The sequence below is a fragment of the Delftia sp. RIT313 genome (genome assembly GCF_000632165.1).
Classification (GTDB): domain Bacteria; phylum Pseudomonadota; class Gammaproteobacteria; order Burkholderiales; family Burkholderiaceae_C; genus Comamonas; species Comamonas acidovorans.
In genome coordinates this window covers 47746-67946 of the sequence record NZ_JFYT01000052.1, presented here as the reverse complement: position 1 = coordinate 67946, position 20201 = coordinate 47746, and the positions used below count along the sequence as shown (strand labels likewise).

Sequence of the window (20201 nt, the reverse complement as noted above, 5' to 3'; positions counted from 1 at the left end):
TGGCCTTGGTGTGGCGGTCGAACTGCTCGATGCGCGCGGCGGTGGTCTCGGTGGGCGGGGGCCCATGGTCGGGGGGGGCCCGAACGTCCTGCAGCGGGGTCTCCTTTCCGCCCGGCGGGGCCGGGCCCCGCTGCGCCTGAAAAAAAGGCGCGCGGACACCCACGCCAAGACGGCAACGATTTTTCAAACCAGAGGAGACATCACCATGCAAAAAACCCCTTCCCCGCTGACCCTGGCGGCCGCCGCCGTGCTGGCCCTGGCCGGCTCCAGCACCAGCTTCGGCGCCTTCGCGCAAGGTACCTCCAGCGTCACGCTCTACGGCATCGTCGATGTGGGCGTGGAACACGTGAACAACGTGGCGGCGGGCGGCGGTCTCAGCCGCATGCCATCGACCACCAGCCTGGTGCCCTCGCGCTGGGGCCTGCGCGGCAGCGAGGACCTGGGCGGCGGCCTCAAGGCCATCTACACGCTGGAGTCGGGCTTTGCCCCCGACCAGGGCACCTTCAACCAGGGCGGGCGCGGCTTTGGGCGCCAAAGCTGGGTGGGACTGGGCGGCAACTGGGGCAGCCTGACCATGGGCCGCCAGAACTCCATGCTGTTCTGGTCGCTGCTCGATTCGGACATCATCGGCCCGGCCGTCTTCGCCATGGGCTCGCTGGACGCCTACATTCCCAACTCGCGCGCCGACAACATGCTGGCCTGGCGCGGCAACTTCGGCGGCCTGGCGCTGGGCGCGGGCTACAGCTTCGGGCGCGATGCCGTCAACGCAGGCCCCAGCCCGGCAGGCACCAACTGCCCGGGCGAGAGCGGATCGGACACGCAGGCCTGCCGCCAGTGGTCGCTGTATGCCAAGTACGACACGCCCGTCTGGGGCGTGGCGCTGGGCTACGAACAGCAAAACGGCCGCACGCCGGCCTCGTCCACCGACCCGGTGTTCGGCGGCATGACCTCCAGCGCCAAGCATGACGAGCGCCTGCACCTGGGCGGCTACTTCAAGCTGGCCGGCGTGAAGGTCGGCGGCGGCCTGCTGCGCCGCGACAACGATGGCGACGCCGTCAAGCCGCGCAGCAACCTCTGGTACGTGGGCGCCTCGTACCCGGTCACCGAGGCGCTGGTGCTCGAAACCCAGTGGCTGACGCTGCGATACCGCGGCGTCTCGGGCTACGACTCCGACCTGCTGGTGGCACGCGCCATCTACAACCTGTCCAAGCGCACGGCGGTCTACACCCAGTTCGGCCACATCCGCAACGACCGCCTGGCCACCGTCTCGGTCAGCGGCGGCGCCCCGGGCAGCAACACCGCGCCGGGCCGCTCGCAGACCGGCATCAACGTCGGCATCCGCCACATGTTCTGAGCCTGTTCTTTCCAGCTTTTCCTTTTTTCGATTTCACCAGGAGACATCCATGCAGATGCATCGCCGTCATTTCGTCCAGGCCCTGGGCAGCGCCGCCGCCCTGGGGTCGCTGTCGCCACTGCAGGCCCTGGCCCAGGCACTGGACCAGGTCAAGATCATGTACGGCTTTCCGGCAGGCAGCTCGGGCGACAGTGTGGCCCGCCGCGTGGCCGAGCGGCTGGGCGGCACGCCCTACAGCAAAGGGCCGGGCTTTGTGGAAAACAAGCCCGGCGCCGGTGGCCGCATCGCGGTGGAGGCCCTGAAGAACGCCCCGCCCAACGGCTCGGTGCTGGCGCTGGCGCCCGTGTCGGCCTTCTCGGTCTACCCGCACATCTACCCCAAGCTGACCTACAAGCCCGAGGATGCGATCCCCGTCTCCATCGGCGCCGTCATCTACCACGGCCTGGCCGTGGGGCCTGCCGTGCCGGCCGAGGTCAAGACCCTCAAGGACTTCCTGGCCTGGGCCAAGGCGCACCCCGACCGGGCCAACTTCGGCTCGCCGGGCGCGGGCTCCATGCCGCACCTGCTGGGCGCGCTGCTGAGCCTGCGCTCGGGGGTGGAACTCAAGCACGCGCCCTATCGCGGCACCGTGCCCAGCATCACCGACCTGGTGGGCGGGCAGGTCGCGGCCACCATGAACCCCAGCGGCGACTACCTGCAGTACCTGAAGGCGGGCCGCCTGCGCGTGCTGGCCACCTCGGGCAAGCAGCGCTCGCCCTTCCTGCCCGACGTGCCCACCTTCACCGAACTGGGCTTTCCCGATGTCACGGTGGAGGAATGGTTCGGCTTCTACGCTCCCGCCAAGACCCCGTCCACCACCATTGCCAATGCCAACGCGGCCATCACGGCCGCGCTCAAGGACAAGGCCGTGATCGACGGGCTGGCCGCCCTGGGCCTGCTGGCGCGCGGCAGCACGCAGCAGGAGATGGCGGCCGACCAGCAGGCCGAGTTCGAGCGCTGGAGTTCGCTGGTCAAGCAGATCGGGTTCACGGGCGAGTCCTGATCAGTCGGCGGCAGGCCCATTCCCCTTCACGGGACAAGGCCACACTCATGCAACAAATAATGTTGCATGAAACAGAACAGCCAATTCTCGGACGTCCTCCATGTGCTGCTGCACATGGCTGAGGGCGATGGACCTGCCACCTCCGACATGCTCGCCGCCGCGCTGCAGACCAACCCGGTCGTGCTGCGCCGGTTGATGTCGGGCCTGCGCGATGCAGGCCTTGTCACCTCCGCCAAGGGCCATGGCGGGGGCTGGGTGCTTTCTTGCGATCTGGACCGCACCACGCTGCGCGACGTGCATGAGGCCCTGGGCGCGCCCGGCCTGGTGGCGCTGGGCTTCAGGGAAGACCGGCCCGAATGCCTGGTCGCCCAGGCCGTGAACGAAGCCCTGAGCAACGCGGTGCAGCAGGCCGAGGCCGCCCTGCTTGCACGCCTGGGCACGGTGACGCTGGCTGCCCTGTCCCAAGACTTCCACGCCCGCCTGGCCCGCCATCGCGCAGCAGGCGGCCAGGGTTGGCACCAACTGCAGGAGCACTCGCATGAAACACGTTGATTTCGCCGTCATCGGCGGCAGCTATGCCGGCCTGTCCGCCGCGCTGCAACTGGCGCGTGCGCGCCGCCAGGTGCTGGTGGTCGATGCCGGACTGCGGCGCAACCGCTTCGTGGACCAGGCCGGCGAGACATCGCACGGCTTTCTCACACAGGATGGCGTCGCCCCCGCCCAGATCGCCGCCCAGGCCCGGCAGCAGCTGATGGCCTATCCCACCGTGCAGTGGCTGGACGGCACGGCCGAAGACGCCCGCGTGGCGCCCGATGGCCGGCTGGAGTTCCATGCAGCGGGCACTGCCATCAGCGCTGCCCGCCTCGTCCTGGCGCTGGGCGTGCATGACAGCCTGCCGCCCGTGCCGGGACTGGCCGAGCGCTGGGGCCGCAGCGTCTTTCACTGCCCGTACTGCCACGGCTACGAGATGAATGCAGGGCGCATCGGCATCATCGCCAGCTCGGCCCTGGCCCACCACCACGCCGTCATGCTGCCCGACTGGGGCCAGACCACGCTGCTGCTCAACGGTGCCTACACGCCCGGCGCCGAAGAACTTTCCACCCTTGCGCGCCGGGGCACCCAGGTGGAGACCACGCCCATCGCCCGCCTGGAAGGCCGGGCCGACGTGGTGCTGCAGGACGGCCGCCGCCTGGTGATGGACGGCCTGTTCACCCAGCCGCGCACCCGCATCGCCAGCCCCGTGGCCGAGCAGTTGGGCTGCGCCCTGGAAGAAGGCCCCATGGGCACCTTCATCAAGGTCGCGGAAGGCCAGGCCACCAGCGTCCCCAACGTGTTCGCCTGTGGCGACGCGGCCCGCGCGGCCGGCAACGTGGCCATGGCGGTGAGCGATGGCGCCATGGCGGGCATTGGCGCGCACCGGTCGATGATGGGGTGGTGATGGGGGGCGGGCCTTGGGCCCGTGCATGGACGCAGATCAACTGCCCGCCGGACGATGCGTGGATACAACAACTTCCCATGCTAACTAAATCCGCAAATATAATTAAGACTGATTCTCATTGACATCCACAAATCAAGAGTCCAGTCCATGCACACCACCAACGGCCGCGCGCTGCGGTTCAACTCCATTGTTCTGGCCATGCTGGCCACCGGCGCCGGGTCCACGGCGATCGCACAGGATGCAGCGCAGGCGCCGACCGCAACGACGCCGACGCTGTCGCAGATCGACGTGCGCGACAAGTACGAGCGCGAGGACCTGCCCACGCTGGCACCGGGGCGCAAGGCCGCCAAGGGTGCACGCCTGGGCATTCTGGGCGCCACCTCCATCGTGGACGCGCCGGTGCATGTCAACGCCTACACCCGCGAGCTGGCCGAGGACTGGTCCGCCCTGTCGCTGCAGGATGTGCTGGAAAACGATGCGGCCGTGGTCTTCACCACCAACAAGGGACACCTGCTGCAGAACTTCAACCTGCGCGGCCTGGATGTGACGGCCATGGACATCGCCACCAACGGCCTGTACGGCGTGGCGCCGGCCAATTCGGTGCCCATCGAGATGTTCGAGCGCGTGGAGGTGATGCGCGGCCCCAACGTGCTGCTGTCCGGCATGCCGCCGCTGGCCAGCGTGGCCGGCTCCGTCAACATGGTCACCAAGCGCGCACTGGCCCAGCCCATGGCCGACCTGACGGCCACCTACGTCTCGGACTCCTACCTGCAGATGCATGCCGACGTGGGCAGGCGCTTCGGCCCCGAGCAGCGGCTGGGCCTGCGCTTCAACGGCGTCTACGGCTCGGGCGACATGGGCGCCAAGGATGAGAGCCAGAAGCGCCGCGTGGGCGCCCTGGGCCTGGACTATCTGGGCGACAGGGCCCGCTTCTCGCTGGACCTGTACAACAGCATCACCAAGATCGACGGCGGCAGCCCGGGCATGTTCAGCTTCCTGGGCAGCGCGGCCATCCCCGGCGTGGGCCGGCTGCTGGCACCGCCCAGCGGCGACGTGAACATGTTCCGCGGCACCCACGGCCAGTACGACAACAGCGGCCTGCTGGCGCGTGCCGAGGTGGACTTCACGCAGAACTGGCAGGGCTATTTCGCCTTCGGCGCCTCCGAGGCGCAGGGCAAGGGCCTGCTGTTCGGCACCCGCGCCATCGTCACGGGCCTGGACGGCACCACGCGCGGCGCCATCTACAACGTGCATACCGAATCCGAGCGCCGCACGGCCGAGGCCGGCGTCATCGGCAAGCTGAGCACGGGCAGCGTGCAGCACCGTCTGCAACTGTCGTTCAACATCCTCAAGCACAAGGAAGGCACCTACAACACGGCCTGCAACTACTGCTACACCACCAACATGTACGAGCCGACGACGCCCACCTTCCCGGGCGCGCCGCAGTGGAAGGGCTACACCACCGAGAACGAATTCCGCTCGCTGGCCCTGGCCGACGTGATGAGCTTCGCCAACGACAAGGTGCTGCTGACGCTGGGCGCACGCCACCAGACGGTGAAGACGCCGCTGGTCAACGGCGTGTCGTCCAACTACAGCAAGAGCCGCGTCTCGCCCATGGCCGGCCTGGTCGTGCGGCCCTGGGGCGACAACGTCTCGCTGTACGCCAACTACACCGAAGGCCTGGAGCCCGGCCGCACCGTGGGCGCGGGCTTTGCCAACACCGGCGAGACCCTGGCGCCCATGCAGACCAAGCAGGGCGAGGTGGGCGTGAAGCTGCAGGCGGGCCAGACCACGCACACGCTGAGCGCCTTCCGCATCGAAAAGCCGTCCATCATCACCAACAGCGGCAATGCCCAGGTGCTCGATGGCGAGCAGCGCCTCAAGGGCCTGGAGTGGAGCGCCTTCGGCAAGCTCACGCAGACGCTGTCTCTGCTGGGCGGGGTGGAGTACATCAAGTCGCGCCAGATCAACTCCGGCCGTGAGAACTACGGCGTGCCCAAGCTGCGCGCGCGCATCGGCATCGACTGGGAAACGCCCGTGCAGGGCCTGTCGGTCGGCGGCCGCGTGCTGTACACCGGCTCGCAGTGGGTGGACTCCGGCAACAAGCTGCGCGCCCCGGCCTGGAACCGCTTCGACCTGATGGCCAAGTACGAGACCAGGTTCGGCGCCACGCCCGTGCGCTTCAATGCCAGCGTGGAGAACGTGACGGACAAGAACTACTGGATCGGCATGTTCACCGACGGCTTCGTCATGCCCGGCGCACCGCGCACCTTCCGGCTGTCGGCCACCGTGTCGTTCTGACCGCCTGACGCACTGCGCGGGCCACCCGGCGGGGCGCATGTGTCCCGCCGGGTCTTTTGCTTCCCACGATCGAATTTCCATGCCGTTCTTCACCGTCGCCGGCCTGCTTGCCACCTCGCTGGCCTGCCTGTGCATCTACGCCGCCTCGCCCAACCAGCGGCTATGGGCGGCCGCCTGGCCGCGCCGGCCTGCCCTCCTGGCCGGTGGCGGCCTGCTCGCAGCGGGCTGGCTGGCATTCGCCCAGGACATGCGGACGCTGGCCGCCACGTTCACCTGGCTCACCCTGCTGATGCTGGCCTTCGCCCTGCTGCCCTATATCGGAGCGCTGTTCCATGGCCGACGCACACCCTGAGGCCCGCCCGCGCAAGCCGGCCCCCATCCGGCCGGACTGGATCTCCAAGACCCTGGCTGGCCTGCTGCTGGGCCCGGGCCTGGCGATCAGTGCCAGTGGCCTGCTGGCCGCCTTGCTGCACGGCATGCCGCTGGCGGTGAGCGGGCAGCTGGTCATGTGGCTGGTGCCGCCGGTCTGGCTGCTGGTGCAGTCCCTGGTGTATTTCTTTTCCAGCGGCCTGCGCGCCTGGGCCTGGCTGGGCGGGGCCAACGCGCTGGCCCTGTCCGCCTGGTGGCTGGTGCGCGCGGCAATGCACAGCAGCGCAGGAGGCCTGTCATGAGAGCCGACTACATCCGCATCTACAAATCCGTACACACCTGGACGGGCATCCTCAGCGGCATGGCCTTGTTCATCGCCTTCTACGCGGGTGCGCTGACGGTGTTCAAGGAACCCATCCGGCGATGGTCCACGCCGCCTGCCGCCGTGGTGCAGGCCGTGCCCATGGACGAGGTGCAGCCGCTGATCGCCCGGACCCTGGCCAGCACGCCGGCGGCCGCGCGCGGCGCCATCGTGCAGCTGCAGGGCGACAACGCCATACCGCGCCTGCAATGGCAGGTGCGCGATCCCAAGGCCGACGACCATGACGAAAGCGCAGTACGCCACTACACGGCCCAGCTGTCGGCCGACGGCAGCGTGCAGATCAGCGAGCAGCGCCCGTCCCGCCTGGTGGAGTTCATCGACGTGCTGCACCGCGTGGTCGGCCTGCCCGTGGACTCGGACCCCAACCGCTGGATCATGGGCGCGATCTCGGCCCTGTACTTCCTGGCCCTGGTGTCGGGCGTGGTGATCCTGCTGCCCTCGCTGGTCAAGGACTTCTTCGCACTGCGCGTGGGCAGGAACCTCAAGCGCATGTGGCTGGACGCGCACAACGTGGTGGGCATCGTCAGCCTGCCCTTTCACATCGTCATGGCCCTGAGCGCCGTGGTCTTCGCCTACCACGACCAGATCTTCGACGTGCAGGACAGGCTGATCCACGAAGGCCAATGGGCCCAGGCCTTTGCGCGCCCCTCGGGCAAGGCCCCGGACGCGCCGCCACGCAATCCGGCCGACATGCTCAAACCCTCGCAGCTGGTGGAGATCGTCAAGGCCGCCGCGCCCGGCTTCGAGCCCGAAAGACTGCAGTACGCCCAGGTCACCGGCCCCAAGCCCACCGTGCGCGTCTGGGGCAGGAATCCCCAGGCCGTATCGCCGCGTGCCGTGGGCGGCTTTGCCATGCTCGATCCGTACAGCGGCAAGCTGATCTCGGCCGACTACCTCCCGGGCGGGCAGAGCACGCCCAACCTGTTCATCAGCAGCTTCTTCGCGCTGCACATGGCCTCCTTCGGCGGACTCGCGGTCTGGTGGCTGTACTTCCTGCTGGGCCTGGCGGGCGCATGGCTGTTCTACGGTGGCAATCTGCTGTGGGTGGAGACGCGGCGCAAGGCCCAGCGCAAGGGCACAGACTTGCCCGTGCAGCGGCGCGACACGGCCCTCATGGCCTCGGCCACCGTCGGCGTCTGCCTGGGCTGCGTGGCCGGCATTTCCGCCACCATTGCCGCCGCCAAGTGGCTGCCGGGCCGCGTCGATGACCTGGCCGCATGGCACATGGGCATCTACTACGCCGTGTTCTTCACCAGCATGGCCTGGGCCTTCGTGCGCGGCGCAGCGCGCGCGGCCCCGGCCTTGCTGTGGCTGGCCGCTGCCTGCACAGCCGCGATCGCGCTGTCATCGCTGCTGGGCTGGCTGGCGCCAGGCACCGGCGCGTGGGTGGACACCTCGCTGATCGGCCTGGACCTGACGGCCGTGGCCGGCGTGCTGGCCCTGGCTTGGATGGCGCGTGCCACGGCACGGCGCACGCGCAGCGGCCCGCGGGACAGTGTGTGGGCCGCGCCGCGCGACAAGCCGGCGCATCAGGACACCAAGGACTCGCCGGCACCGGCCAGCTGACTTGGCCGGCACGCCATGGGAGTGCGCAGGTGGGCCGGTTGCCTGGTGGGCCGGCCCATCCCCGCTGCTGGGTCTATCCGAAAATGGCGCCGCCCGCATCCAGCGAGGGCGGCCGCAGAAGATCGGCATTGACGCCCATGGCCTCGCTGGCCCGCTCCACGGCCTGCCAAAGGGGGGCGGGCATCTGCAGTATTTCCTCGGGGGAGTTCGCGCGGGCAATCCAGTCGCTGATCTCAACGTGCTGCTCGGGGGTGAGCAGGTCCAGGTTCAGCATTTCGTCAATGGTCTTCATCGGGTGTCGGTCTGTCGCTCTTGTGCGGGAGATATGTGGGAGATATGTGGGAGATATGTGGGAGATATGTGGGAGATATGCGGGAGATGTGTGGGCGAGGTGCGGAAAGGAGAGCGCCCGTGCATTGTCAGCGGTCCGCGGCAGGCAATCGCTGCAGCAGGGCATCGCGTGCGCGCAGGCCGGCATTGGGCTTTTGCGCCTGCTCATCCTGGATCAGCGTGGCGAACACCAGCCTGCGCTGGTCCTTGGTGGCCCAGCCCACATACCAGCCGTAGGCCCGGCTGGCATCGTAGCGGTTGTCGCTGCCGGGCGACCCGGTGCCGGTCTTGCCATGCACGGTCCAGCCGTCCACAGGCACGGGGTGCCGGGTGATGCGCGCAGTCATGTCGATGGCCTGACTGCTCACAGACAGTTCCCGGCGCACGATCTTGCGCATGAAGGCCACCTGCTCGGCCGCCGAGATGCGCAGCGAGGACACCACCCACGCGCCGTTGTGGCCGGGATGGGCCACGGCAACGGCGGAGACATCCTCGTTGCCGTACTGGAAGGCCCTCACGTAGGCGCCAAACCGCTGCTGGCCCAGCTCCCGCGCCACCTGCTGCGAGTACCAGAACACCGAGTCCTTCATCCAAGCCTGGGGCGTGATCTCGCGCCGCCAGGCATCGCCGCCCCAGTCCGGATACTCCGGTTGGTACGGCCACGCGGGCCGGGATTCGTCCTGCAGGATGCCGGCGTCATAGCCCATCAGGCTGATGGCGATCTTGAAGGTGGAGGCCGGCGTGACGCGCTCGGCACAGGCCGGGCCGCTGTGCACCAGGGACTGGCCCGTGTCGGCGTCGGCGACGAGGGTGCACAGTTCGTGCGCGCAAGCGGGAAGGCAAAAAAATGCTGCCACGACCGTGGCAGCGGACCCAGGAAATCCAAGCATGTGCTGTGTACTGTGTGCTGTCTGATGCAGTGTTAGTGTCTGGCGCGCGATCATAGATGCGCGCGCAGCCTTCGCAACGCCCATGCAGCAACATCCCCACAGCGTCCTCGGCGGCCGCGTCAGGAACGCGCCGAGGGCAAGGGCTTCAGGTTTTGAGGCCCTGAGGGCCGGTCAGCCGGCCTCCGCCTCCTGCAGCTGCCGCCACATCACCTTGCCGCTGCCGCTCTTGGGCAGGGCCTTGACGAACTGCACGATCTTGGGCGCCTTGTAGACGGCCATGTTCTCGCGGCACCACTGGATGATGTCCTCGGCCGTGGTGTCTTCCTTGCCGGCGCGCAGCACGACGACGGCCTTGACCGACTCGCCGCGGTAGGCGTCTCGCGTGGAGATCACGCAGGCTTCCTGGATGGCGGGGTGGCGGAACATCAGCGATTCGACCTCGGCCGGCCAGACCTTGAAGCCGCTGGCGTTGATCATGCGCTTGAGGCGGTCGGTGATGAAGTAGTAGCCGTCCTCGTCCACGTGGCCCAGGTCGCCGGTGCGAAAGAACCGCTTGCCGTCGATCTCCATGAAGACCTGGGCCGTGGCGTCGGGTCGCTTCCAGTAGCCGTCGAAGACCTCGGGGCCGTGGACGACGATTTCGCCCTGCTCGCCCTGCGGGACATCGGCGCCGGTTTCGGGGTCGATGACACGCGCCTCGGTGCTCATGAAGGGAATGCCCAGGCATTGCTGCTTGGGATGCTCGAACGGGTTGCTGTGCGTGGGCGCGGCCGTCTCGGTCAGGCCATAGCCCTCGCTGAAGCGCAGGCCGTATTGCTCCAGCAGGCGCTGGGCCACGGCCTGTGGCATGGCCGCACCGCCGCCGCCTATGTACTTGAGGCTGGTGAGGTCGAACTGCGCAAAGTTGGGGCTGCCCAGCAGGTCTATGACCATGGTGGGGATGTTGGTCCAGCTGGTGACCTGGTAGCGAGAGATCAGCCGCCCCGCCAGCTCGCGGTCCCAGCGCGGCATGACGACCAGGGTGGCGCCCACGAAGATGGCCGTGTGCAGCACCGAGACCATGCCCGTGATGTGGAACATGGGCACGACGGCCAGGACCACGGTCTCGCTGGTGCCGCTGCCCCAGTAGCTGCCCGCCACGGCGTTGTGGTTGATGGAGCGGTGCGGGTGCATGCAGCCCTTGGGGTGGCCCGTGGTGCCGCTGGTGTAGGGCAGCACGGCCATGTCGTCGCGGCCCACCACATGGGGCGGCGCGGCTTCGGTGCAGGCCAGGGCCTGCTGCCAGGTGTGGACGCTGCCGCCATCGAGCACGGCCGGCTCACGCCGGGTGAGCAGCCAGTCGTGCCACTGCACGGGCGGGGCGTCGTCGCCCTGCACCCCGGCATCGAAGGCGTCCGTGAACTGGGTGACGACCAGGTGCTCCAGCCGCTGGCCGGGCGCCAGCGCATTGCTGGCCTTGGCCAGTTCGGGGGCCAGGTCGGCCGTGGTGATGGCGACCTTGGCGTCGGCGTCGGTGATGTAGTGCCTGAGCTCCTCGGCCATGTTCATGGGGTTGACCGGCACCACCACCGCATTGGCGCGGAAGATGGCGTAGTGCGCCAGGATGAGTTGCGGCGTGTTCTGCATCAGCAAAATGACGCGGTCGCCGCGCTGCACGCCCAGGCTGTGCAGGTAGGCCGCCATGCGCTCCGTGCCCTCGCACAGCTCGCGGTAGCTGATGGAGCTGCCGAAGTAGCGGATGGCTGCCTTGTCCGGGTAGCGTCGCGCATTGACGGCCAGGTTGTCCCAGACGCTGGTGGCGGGCACGGTGATGGAATGGGGCAGGCGGCTGGGCCAGAAAGCGTGGTGCGCGGGCTGGGAGGGCATGGGTGGATGGGCTTTGAAGTGTCGGTGAGTGGAAGGGACGGCGGCAATCCGCCTTGCCAGCGAGGCTAGGCCCACACCCGCTTCCCGGCATTGGGGAAGGCCCCAGGAGATCGTCGCCAAAGTGACGCTTGAGCGCCCATGGCATACCGATGCCACCGCAACTCGCCTTGTGCTTTCGCAAGCCGGCCACGGGCACGCCACAGGTACGCCCCAGGTACGCCACAGGTACGATGGCGCCATGCCCGCCACGCCCTCCACGCCCGCCATGCCCCACCTGTCCCGCCTGCAGCTGTCGCTGCGCGATCTGCTGGCCCGCCACCGCAGCGCGGCCCTGGCCACCCAGCCCGCCGACTCCCCTGCCCCCGGGGCTGGCGATGCACTGCCCGCTCCCCGGCTGTCCATGGTGCCCTGGGCCTGGAATGCGCAGTTTGGCTGCTTTGTGCTGCACGTCAGCGCACTGGCAGCGCACACGCGGGCCATGGAGCTGCACCCGGCCGTCAGCCTGCTGGTATGCGCGGCCGAAGTGGACGGCGAGGGCGTGCATGCACTGGAGCGCGTGGCCATTGAAGGCGTGGCCAGCACACCGCCGCCCGGCAGCGTGCTGGCCGATGGCGCGCGCGACAGCTATGTGCTGCGCTTCCCCGAAGCCGCGTTCATGACCGATCTGGGCGACTTCCGCTTTGTCTGCATCACGCCATCCATCGCCCGGCACGTGGCGGGTTTTGGCGCGGCGCGCGATGTGTCGGCCCATGACCTGATCGAAGCACTGAGCATCCAGCCCAGCTGACTCACGCGCCCCGCACGTGGGCCGCGATCAGGGCGCCCGCCGCATCGCCCTGCCCCGCCACGCAGGCGCGCACATGGTCCTCCCACATCTGGCCCTGCTGCTCCACCTGGGCATGGACAAAGCGCTGCAGCATGCGCCGGGGATCGTCGCAGCGCTCATAGGCATACGGATCGCCGCGCGTGCACAGCGCCTTGAACTGCAGCCAGGCGGCCTGCCGCGTGACAGGCATGCCCTGCAGGCGCTGCCACTGGTGCAGCAGCTCATGGGCAAAGATGCCTGCGATCTGCGGATGCGACAGGCGCAACGGCTGGCGCGGATCGGACTGCGTGAAGAAGGCGCGCGGCATGAAGATGCGCCCGCCATTCATGGACAGCGCCCTGCGCGTATCGCCCAGGCGCCGCTGGTACAGGCGCAGGCGCGGCAGCAGCGCATCGAGCGAGGCGCCGAAATGCGTGCGCACAAAGGCCTGCTCCTGCGCATCCAGTGGCCGGCTCCAGAAGACCATGCTCAGCCGCCCGGCCCCTGCCGATAGCGCCGCGCCATGAAATCCACAAACGCGCGCACGGCCGGGCGCAGATGCCGCGTGCGCGGATACAGCGCTTGGTAGCTGTACTGCCCCAGATGAAAACAGGGCAGCACCCGCACCAGCTGGCCGCGCTCCACGGCCGAGCGCACGGTATGCCAGGTCAGCGCCGCAATGCCCCGGCCTGCGCGTGCAGCCTCGAAGATGGTGGCCACCGAATCGGTGCGCAGCGCCGTGTGCGGCTGCACCTCGGTCACGGCGCCCTGCCCGGACACCACGCTCCAGCGCAATGGGGCCGGGCCCGCCGCAAAGGCCAGCGCGCGGTGCTCGGCCAATTGCTCGGGCGCCTGCACCACGCCCTGGCGCATCAGGTAGGCGTGCGACGCCACCAGCACCAGCGGCGAATGCGTGAGCAGCCGCGCCTGCAGCCCGCTGTCCGGCAATTGGCGGCTGATGCGCACGGCCGCATCCACGCCCTCGGCCACCAGGTCCACCAGCCGGTCGGTGCACAGCAGCTGCAGCTCCAGATCGGGGAATTGCTGCTCGAACTCGGGCAGCCAGTCGCCCAGCTCGATGGCGCCCACGGCCAGCGGCAGCGTGATGCGCAGCACGCCCGCCACGCGCGCACGGCGCTGCGCCAGTGCGGCCTCGGCCGCATCGAGCTGCTCCAGCAACTGCACACAACTGAGGTAGTAGCTGCGCCCCGCCTCGGTCAGGCTCAGCCCACGCGAATTGCGCTGCAGCAGCTGCGTGCCCAGTTCCGACTCCAGCCATTTGACATGGCGCGAGGCCGTGGAATGCGTCATGCCCAGCCGGTCCTGGGCCGCCGTGAAACCCTGCGCGTCCACCACGCCGCAGAACACCCGCATGGCTTGCCATCTGTCCATTGCTCATGCACTCCTTTGGCGGGGATTGTGGAGCATGGACCGCCGATGCCGCCCAGCCCGCTCAGCGCAGCGCCAGCTCCAGGATGCCGTCCGTGGGCAGCACATCGCCGAACACATCCTCGATCTCGGCCAGCGCGGCACGGTGCAGGCTGTCGGCGTCCACGGATTCGCCGTTGCTGCGCGTGATGGCACGTGTGGCCACGGCATCGCTGGCCACGACGACCTCGAAGCCCAGCGGCGCGGCATCGCGTGCGGCGCCGGCCACGCAGGCGTGGGTCATGAGGCCGCAGATGACCACGGTGGTGATGCCACGCGCGCGCAGCTGGTCGGCCAGGTCGGTGCCGACGAAGGCGCTGACGCTGCGCTTTTGCACCACGGTGTCGCCCGCGCGCGGCTGCAGGCCGGGGTGGAACTGGACGGAGCTGCCATTGATGGCGAACACGGGCGCACCTTCGGGGGCAATGTGCTGGATGTGGAACACGGCAACCTGGCCGGCATCGGCCCATTGCAGCAGGCGCCGGGCCTGCTCCAGGACCTGCGGGCCGCGCGGGATGGGCAGGCGGCCGCTGAAGTACTCGTTCTGGAAGTCGATGACCAGCAGCGCCGTGGCACCCCGTGGCAACTGGCTGCGCCCCGGCGCGCCTGAAAGGGCGCGGAGGGTGGGATGGCTGGTGGATTGGATGGCCTGGCTGGCCTGTTCTGCGAGTGACATGCAGTGCTCCTGAAAACGGGAAGTGGTTGATGCCTGCAGTCTAGAAACGCACAGGGTCCGCCGCAACGCCATGGAGCGGCCAGCATCTGTGCAGGTTCTGCACAGATCGCCCGTGCTTTGAAAAATGCCCCATCTCTGTGATGGCGCATACGGCCTTGGGCCTTGCATCGCTCCAACCGGCCGCGTGCCGGTGAAGGTGGCGATGCCGCATTGAAACATGGCCTGCGGCCCTCCCGCTCAAGAAAGGGCCGCAGGCCGGCACGGCGCTAGTTCTGCAGCTGCTGCCAGACCTTGTCCAGCCGCTTGATGCTGACCGGGTACGGCGTGCGCAGCTCCTGGGCGAAGAAGCTCACGCGCAGCTCCTCCAGCATCCAGCGGTACTCCTGCATGCGCGCATCGATGTGGCCCTTGCGCTCGGCCACCAGGCGCCAGTAGCGCTGCTCCAGCGGGCGCAGCTCGGTCAGGCGGCTGGCGTCGCGTGCCGGGTCGGCGCGGTACTTGTCCAGCCGGCTGGTGATGGCCTTGAGGTAGCGCGCGTAGTGCTGCAGCTGGGTCCAGGGCGCGGCCGCGATGAAGTTCTTGGGCACCAGGCGCTGCAGTTGCTGGGCGGCGTCGGCCGTGGCGTCAGGCGCGTTCTTGGTGTCCTTGATCTTGCGCTGGGCCGCCGCGTACTCGACCAGGATGGTGGAGGCCATGCGCGCCACCTCGTTGGCGATCAGCGTCAGCCGGCCGCGTCCGTCCTGCACGCGCTGCTTGAACTGCGCGTCGTTGGTGGGCAGCGGCTCCTGCAGGAAGGCGCGGTCTATGGCCACGTCGATGATCTGCTCGCGCAGTTCCTCCTGCGTGCCCAGCGGCATGTAGGCTACGGCCATCTTCTGCAGGTCTGGAATGTTCTTTTCCAGGTACTTGAGCGCATCGCGGATCTGCAGCGCGAACAGGCGGCGCAGGCCCACGCGGTGGCGTGCGGCCGCGACCTCGGGCTCGTCGAAGACCTCGATGCCGACGGCATCGCCATGGTCGATGAGCGCAGGGAAGCCGATCAGCGTCTGCCCCCCCCGGCCGATCTCCATCAGCTCGGGCAGCTCGCCAAAGCTCCATTCCTTGTAGCGGCTGTCGGCGGGCTGGCTGGGCTTGGCATTCCTGGCAGACGTGGCCTGGTCGGGCTTTTCCGCCTTGGCAGCGGGCGCAGGCTTCCTGCCGGTTTCGGGCGCGGTGGCAGCGTTGGCAGCGGGTGCAGCAGGGGCCTCGGTGACCGAAGCCACCTTCAACGCGGCCAGCGCCTGGAAGGCGCCGCGCGCCTTGGCGCCCAGTTCGGCCTTGAGCGCGCCCAGGTTGCGGCCCTGGCCCAGCTGGCGTCCATGCTCGTCCGTGATGCGGAAGTTCATGAACAGGTGCGGGCTGAGCATGTCCAGCTTGAAGTCGGCGCGCTTGACGTCCAGCGAGGTCTCGTCGCGCACCTGCTTGAGCAGGGCATCGATCAGCGATCCCTGGCCCCAGCGTTCGGGCGTGGTGAAGAGTTCGGCCAGGCGCTGGGCGCTTTCGGGCAGGGGCACGAAGCGGCTGCGCGGGCGCTGCGGCAGGCTCTTGAGCAGGGCCTGGAGCTTGTCCTTGAGCATGCCGGGCACCAGCCATTCCACGCGCTCGTCGCTGACCTGGTTGAGCACGAACAGCGGCACGGTGACGGTGATGCCGTCGCGCGCGTCGCCCGGGCTGTGCAGGTAGCTGGCCGTGCAGTCAACGCCGCCGAGCTTGACCACCTTGGGAAAGGCCTGGGTGGTGATGCCGGCCGCCTCGTGGCGCATCAGCTCGTCGCGCGACAGGCGCAGCAGGTCGGCGTTTTCCTTGGCCGCCTCGCGGAACCAATGGTCGAAGGTGGCGCCGCTGAACACGTCCTTGGGGATCTGCTGGTCGTAGAAGGCGTAGATCAGCTCGTCATCGACCAGCACGTCCTGGCGGCGGCTCTTGTGCTCCAGCTCCTCGACCTTGCGCACCAGCTTGAGGTTGGCGGGCAGGAAGTGCCAGCGCGTATCCCACTGCCCCTCCACCAGGGCCTGGCGGATGAAGATCTCGCGCGCGGACTGCGGATCGATGCGACCATAGCTCATGCGGCGGCCGTTGTAGACCACCAGGCCGTAGAGCGTGGCGCGCTCCAGCGCCACCACATCGGCCTGGTTCTTGGACCAGTGCGGATCGAGCAGTTGCTTCTTGAGCAGGTGGGCGCCGACTTCCTCCAGCCACTGCGGATCGATGGCGGCGATGCCCCGGCCGTACAGGCGCGAGGTTTCCACCAGCTCGGCCGCAACGATCCAGCGCCCCGGCTTCTTGGACAGGTGGGCGCCCGGGTGCGGGTAGAAGCGGATGCCGCGCGCGCCCAGGTAGGCGTCGCTTTCATCGCCCTTGTAGCCCAGGTTGCCCAGCAGGCCGGACAGCATGGACAGGTGCACGGCGTCGTAGCCTGCGGCCTCGGTGTTGATCTTCCACTTGTGCTCGTTGACCACGGTCAGCAGCTGCGAGTGGATGTCGCGCCATTCGCGCACGCGGCGGATGTTGATGAAGTTCTGGCGCAGCAGCTGCTCCCACTGGCGGTTGCTGAGCTTGTGCGAGGGCTCGTCATCCGTGCCGGGACCGGTGTCCTGCGGATGGAACGCCGCCAGCGCCTCGGCCGCCGGGGCGGCCACGCTCTGCCCGCCGCTGCGCTGGGCCACGGGCAGGAAGGCGGCATTGCGCGCCGATGGCTTGGCGGCAGGCGCCTGGGCCGTGGCCATTTCCTTGCGGCTCTTCGCCACCACCTTGCCGCCGCGCGCATCCTGCAGCCATTTCCACAGGCGCAGGTAGCCGCTGAATTCGCTTTTCTCGTCGTCGAACTTGGCGTGCTGCTGGTCGGCCTGCTGCTGGGCCTCCAGCGGCCGGTCGCGCACGTCCTGCACGGACAGGGCCGAGGCGATGACCAGCACCTCGGCCACGGCACCGCGCGTGCGCGCCTCCAGGATCATGCGGCCCACGCGCGGGTCCAGCGGCAGGCGCGACAGCTCGCGGCCCATGGGCAGCAGCTCGCCGCGCTCGTCCACGGCGCCCAGTTCGCCCAGCAGCTGGTAGCCGTCGGCAATGGCGCGGCCCGAGGGCGATTCAAGGAAGGGGAAATTCACCACGTCGCCCAGGCCCAGCGACTTCATGCGCAGGATGACGCCGGCCAGCGAGGAGCGCAGGATTTCAGGGTCGGTGAAGCGCGCGCGCGTGCCGAAGTCGGCCTCGTCGTACAGGCGGATGCAGATGCCGTTGGCCACGCGGCCGCAACGGCCCGCGCGCTGGTTGGCCGCTGCCTGGCTGATGGGCTCGACCAGCAGCTGCTCGACCTTGCTGCGAAAGGAATAGCGCTTGACGCGCGCCGTGCCCGCATCGATCACATAGCGGATGCCGGGCACGGTCAGCGAGGTCTCGGCCACGTTGGTGGCCAGCACGATGCGCCGGCCCGTGTGGCTGTCGAAGATGCGGTCCTGCTCGGCCTGCGACAGGCGCGAGAACAGCGGCAGCACCTCGGCATGGCGCAGCACGGGCTGCTGTGCCAGGTGCTTGCGCAGGTGGTCGGCCGCCTCGCGGATCTCGCGCTCGCCGGGCAGGAACACCAGGATGTCGCCGCTGACGCCGCCGGACCACAGCTCGTCCACGCCTTCGGCAATGGCGTCGTTGAGGTCGTGGTCGCGCTTTTCCTCGAAGGGGCGCCAGCGCATCTCCACGGGGTAGGTGCGGCCCGAGACCATGATCACCGGCGCAGGTCCCTTGGGGCCTTCGAAGTGCCTGGCAAATCGCTCGGCATCGATGGTGGCCGATGTCACCACCACCTTGAGGTCGGGGCGCCGGGGCAGGATCTGCTTGATGTAGCCCAGCAGGAAGTCGATGTTGAGGCTGCGCTCGTGGGCCTCGTCGATGATCAGCGTGTCGTAGGCCTTGAGCAGCGGGTCGGTCTGCGTCTCGGCCAGCAGGATGCCGTCCGTCATCAGCTTGACCGAGGCGTCCTTGGACAGCCGGTCCTGGAAGCGCACCTTGTAGCCCACCACATCGCCCAGCGGCGTGTTCAGCTCCTCGGCAATGCGCTTGGCCACCGAGCTGGCGGCAATGCGGCGCGGCTGCGTGTGGCCGATCAGGTGGCCGCGCACCTGGCCCTTGTCGTCGGGCGTGGCGTTGACCTTGCCCCGGCCCAGCGCCAGCGCGATCTTGGGCAGCTGCGTGGTCTTGCCCGAGCCCGTCTCGCCGCACACGATGATGACCTGGTGCCGGTCCATGGCCTCCATGATTTCCTCACGGCGGGCGGATACGGGCAGGGATTCAGGGAAGCTGATCTTCAAAGGCATAAGGGGCTGGATTATCCCCGCGCCATGCCGGCGGCGCCACGCGGCTGCAGATTTCCATACGCCTGCCCTGTGCCGCCCGTATGAAAACCCCCGCATGCCAGGGCCTTCGCCAAGTCAGGCCAGCGGCATGCATGGCATTGCGCACAATCGGCGCTCGCCTTGCCGCCCGCGCCCGGCGCTGGCCACCTCACCCGCCTTCCTCGATCTGCTCCCCATGGTTTCTCTTGCCGCCCTCGTCATCCCGCTATTGGCCCTGTGGCTGTGGTGGCCCGTCCGCCTGATGCCGCGCCGCGCACGCCTGATGGCGGCCGTCGCCACGGCGGCCCTGGGCTGCACGCCCGCCCTGCTGCTGGTGCTGCTGCGCGAGGGCACGGTGGAATACCGCACGCTGGCCTATCTGCAGGTGCCGGGCGGCTGGGTGCTGGCCCTGCTGCTGATGCTGGCCGTCTTCATCGTGCTGCGCGACGGCCTCTGGGCGCTGGCCGCCGTGGCCGGGCGCGAGGACTGGAAGCAGCGCCTGCACGCACCGCTGCTCACGGCCGGCGCCCTGGCCCTGGCGGGCCTGCTGTCGGCCTGGGGCGTGGCCAATGCGCTGCGCCCGCCCGAAGTGCACGAACGCACGCTGCGCCTGCCCGGCCTGCCCACCGGCCTGGAAGGCCTGCGCGTGGCCGTGCTGGCCGACATCCACGCCAGCCCCATCAACAACGCGCGCTATGTGCAGACCATCGTGGACCGCACGCTGGAGGCGCGGCCCGACCTCATCGTGCTGCCCGGCGACATGGTGGACGGCGACGTGGGCAGCGGCCGCGCCAACGTCGCGCCACTGGCGCAGCTCAAGGCACGCTACGGCGTGTGGGCGGCGCCCGGCAACCATGAGTACTACAGCGGCTACGACGCCTGGATGGCCGAATTCCGCCGCCTGGGCCTGAACCTGCTGGAAAACCGCATGCAGCTGATCGATGTGCAGGGCGCGCGCCTGGCGCTGTCGGGCATCGGAGATCCGGCCTATGGCCGCCTGTCGCGCCAGAACACCGACCCCTCCGTGGCCGAAGGCGTGCCGCCCGACATCGACACCGTGGCCCGCCAGGCCAAAGAGGCCGGTGCGCAATACCACCTGCTGCTGGCCCACCAGCCCAAGACCGCCCGTGACAACGCTGCCCACGGCGTGGGCCTGCAGCTGTCGGGCCATACGCACGGCGGACTGATCCTGGGCATGGACCAATGGCTGGTGGCGCCCGCCAATGACGGCTTCGTGCGCGGCGAGTACGAGGTCGGCGCCATGAAGCTCTTCGTCAGCGCCGGCGCAGGCCTGTGGGCCGGCTTTGCCGTGCGCCTGGGCGTGCCGGCCAGCATCGACCTGCTGGTGCTGCGCGGCGCCTGATCCTGCCCCGGAGGGCAGCGTGGA

The 20201-nt window shown here is 68.9% G+C and carries 17 protein-coding genes; 10 read left to right on the top strand and 7 right to left on the bottom strand.

What is annotated here, in order from left to right; translation table 11 throughout:
• Positions 1 to 205 precede the first annotated feature (205 nt).
• The 8 genes from BW39_RS15680 to BW39_RS15645 all read left to right on the top strand — a co-directional run bounded on the left by BW39_RS15680 (position 206) and on the right by BW39_RS15645 (position 8452).
• Positions 206 to 1354 carry a porin gene (locus tag BW39_RS15680; RefSeq protein ID WP_043822838.1) on the top strand — a complete coding sequence of 383 codons (1149 nt, stop codon included), beginning with the start codon at positions 206 to 208 and terminating at the stop codon, positions 1352 to 1354.
• Between the two features lie 49 nt (positions 1355 to 1403).
• Positions 1404 to 2396: a tripartite tricarboxylate transporter substrate-binding protein gene (locus BW39_RS15675; RefSeq protein ID WP_043822836.1), complete on the top strand. Its 993-nt coding sequence runs from the start codon at positions 1404 to 1406 to the stop codon at positions 2394 to 2396.
• A gap of 66 nt (positions 2397 to 2462) precedes the next feature.
• Entirely contained in the window at positions 2463 to 2948 is a 486-nt protein-coding gene (locus tag BW39_RS15670; RefSeq protein ID WP_043822835.1) for an Rrf2 family transcriptional regulator, read from the top strand.
• Positions 2935 to 3834 carry an NAD(P)/FAD-dependent oxidoreductase gene (locus BW39_RS15665; protein ID WP_043822833.1) on the top strand — a complete coding sequence of 300 codons (900 nt, stop codon included), beginning with the start codon at positions 2935 to 2937 and terminating at the stop codon, positions 3832 to 3834. Before BW39_RS15670 ends, BW39_RS15665 begins: the two co-directional genes overlap by 14 nt.
• A 147-nt stretch (positions 3835 to 3981) precedes the next feature.
• On the top strand, positions 3982 to 6135 hold the full coding sequence (locus tag BW39_RS15660; protein ID WP_043822832.1) for a TonB-dependent receptor: 2154 nt from the start codon (positions 3982 to 3984) through the stop codon (positions 6133 to 6135).
• Between the two features lie 79 nt (positions 6136 to 6214).
• Entirely contained in the window at positions 6215 to 6487 is a 273-nt protein-coding gene (locus tag BW39_RS15655) for a hypothetical protein (protein ID WP_013801746.1), read from the top strand.
• Positions 6468 to 6806, top strand: a complete 339-nt coding sequence (locus BW39_RS15650) for a hypothetical protein (RefSeq protein ID WP_043822830.1) — start codon at positions 6468 to 6470, stop codon at positions 6804 to 6806. Before BW39_RS15655 ends, BW39_RS15650 begins: the two co-directional genes overlap by 20 nt.
• Positions 6803 to 8452, top strand: coding sequence for a PepSY-associated TM helix domain-containing protein (locus tag BW39_RS15645; protein WP_043822829.1), 1650 nt, complete (start codon positions 6803 to 6805; stop codon positions 8450 to 8452). The genes BW39_RS15650 and BW39_RS15645 overlap by 4 nt, the downstream gene beginning before the upstream one ends.
• 73 nt (positions 8453 to 8525) lie before the next feature.
• On the opposite strand, the gene BW39_RS15640 is transcribed toward BW39_RS15645, so the two are convergent.
• The 3 genes from BW39_RS15640 to BW39_RS15630 all read right to left on the bottom strand — a co-directional run bounded on the left by BW39_RS15640 (position 8526) and on the right by BW39_RS15630 (position 11538).
• Positions 8526 to 8744 (bottom strand): hypothetical protein, encoded by a 219-nt coding sequence (locus BW39_RS15640; protein ID WP_013801743.1) that lies wholly within the window; start codon positions 8742 to 8744, stop codon positions 8526 to 8528.
• 127 nt (positions 8745 to 8871) lie between these two features.
• Entirely contained in the window at positions 8872 to 9672 is an 801-nt protein-coding gene (blaOXA, locus tag BW39_RS15635) for a class D beta-lactamase (RefSeq protein ID WP_043822826.1), read from the bottom strand.
• 171 nt (positions 9673 to 9843) lie between these two features.
• Positions 9844 to 11538 (bottom strand): long-chain fatty acid--CoA ligase, encoded by a 1695-nt coding sequence (locus BW39_RS15630; RefSeq protein WP_034395477.1) that lies wholly within the window; start codon positions 11536 to 11538, stop codon positions 9844 to 9846.
• Between the two features lie 265 nt (positions 11539 to 11803).
• On the opposite strand from BW39_RS15630, the gene BW39_RS15625 reads away from it, so the two are divergent.
• Positions 11804 to 12325 (top strand): pyridoxamine 5'-phosphate oxidase family protein, encoded by a 522-nt coding sequence (locus BW39_RS15625; RefSeq protein ID WP_043822856.1) that lies wholly within the window; start codon positions 11804 to 11806, stop codon positions 12323 to 12325.
• Between the two features lies 1 nt (position 12326).
• Here the strand turns inward: BW39_RS15625 and BW39_RS15620 are convergent, their stop codons facing one another.
• From BW39_RS15620 to hrpA, 4 genes are all read right to left on the bottom strand, one after another.
• On the bottom strand, positions 12327 to 12830 hold the full coding sequence (locus tag BW39_RS15620) for a hypothetical protein (RefSeq protein ID WP_012206346.1): 504 nt from the start codon (positions 12828 to 12830) through the stop codon (positions 12327 to 12329).
• Positions 12831 to 12832: 2 nt separating this feature from the next.
• Entirely contained in the window at positions 12833 to 13735 is a 903-nt protein-coding gene (locus tag BW39_RS15615; RefSeq protein ID WP_043822825.1) for a LysR family transcriptional regulator, read from the bottom strand.
• Between the two features lie 61 nt (positions 13736 to 13796).
• Positions 13797 to 14447: a cysteine hydrolase family protein gene (locus BW39_RS15610; protein WP_043822824.1), complete on the bottom strand. Its 651-nt coding sequence runs from the start codon at positions 14445 to 14447 to the stop codon at positions 13797 to 13799.
• 266 nt (positions 14448 to 14713) lie between these two features.
• Positions 14714 to 18796 (bottom strand): ATP-dependent RNA helicase HrpA, encoded by a 4083-nt coding sequence (gene hrpA, locus BW39_RS15605; RefSeq protein WP_043822822.1) that lies wholly within the window; start codon positions 18794 to 18796, stop codon positions 14714 to 14716.
• Positions 18797 to 19010: 214 nt separating this feature from the next.
• On the opposite strand from hrpA, the gene BW39_RS15600 reads away from it, so the two are divergent.
• Positions 19011 to 20177, top strand: a complete 1167-nt coding sequence (locus BW39_RS15600; RefSeq protein WP_043822854.1) for a metallophosphoesterase — start codon at positions 19011 to 19013, stop codon at positions 20175 to 20177.
• Positions 20178 to 20201: the final 24 nt, after the last annotated feature.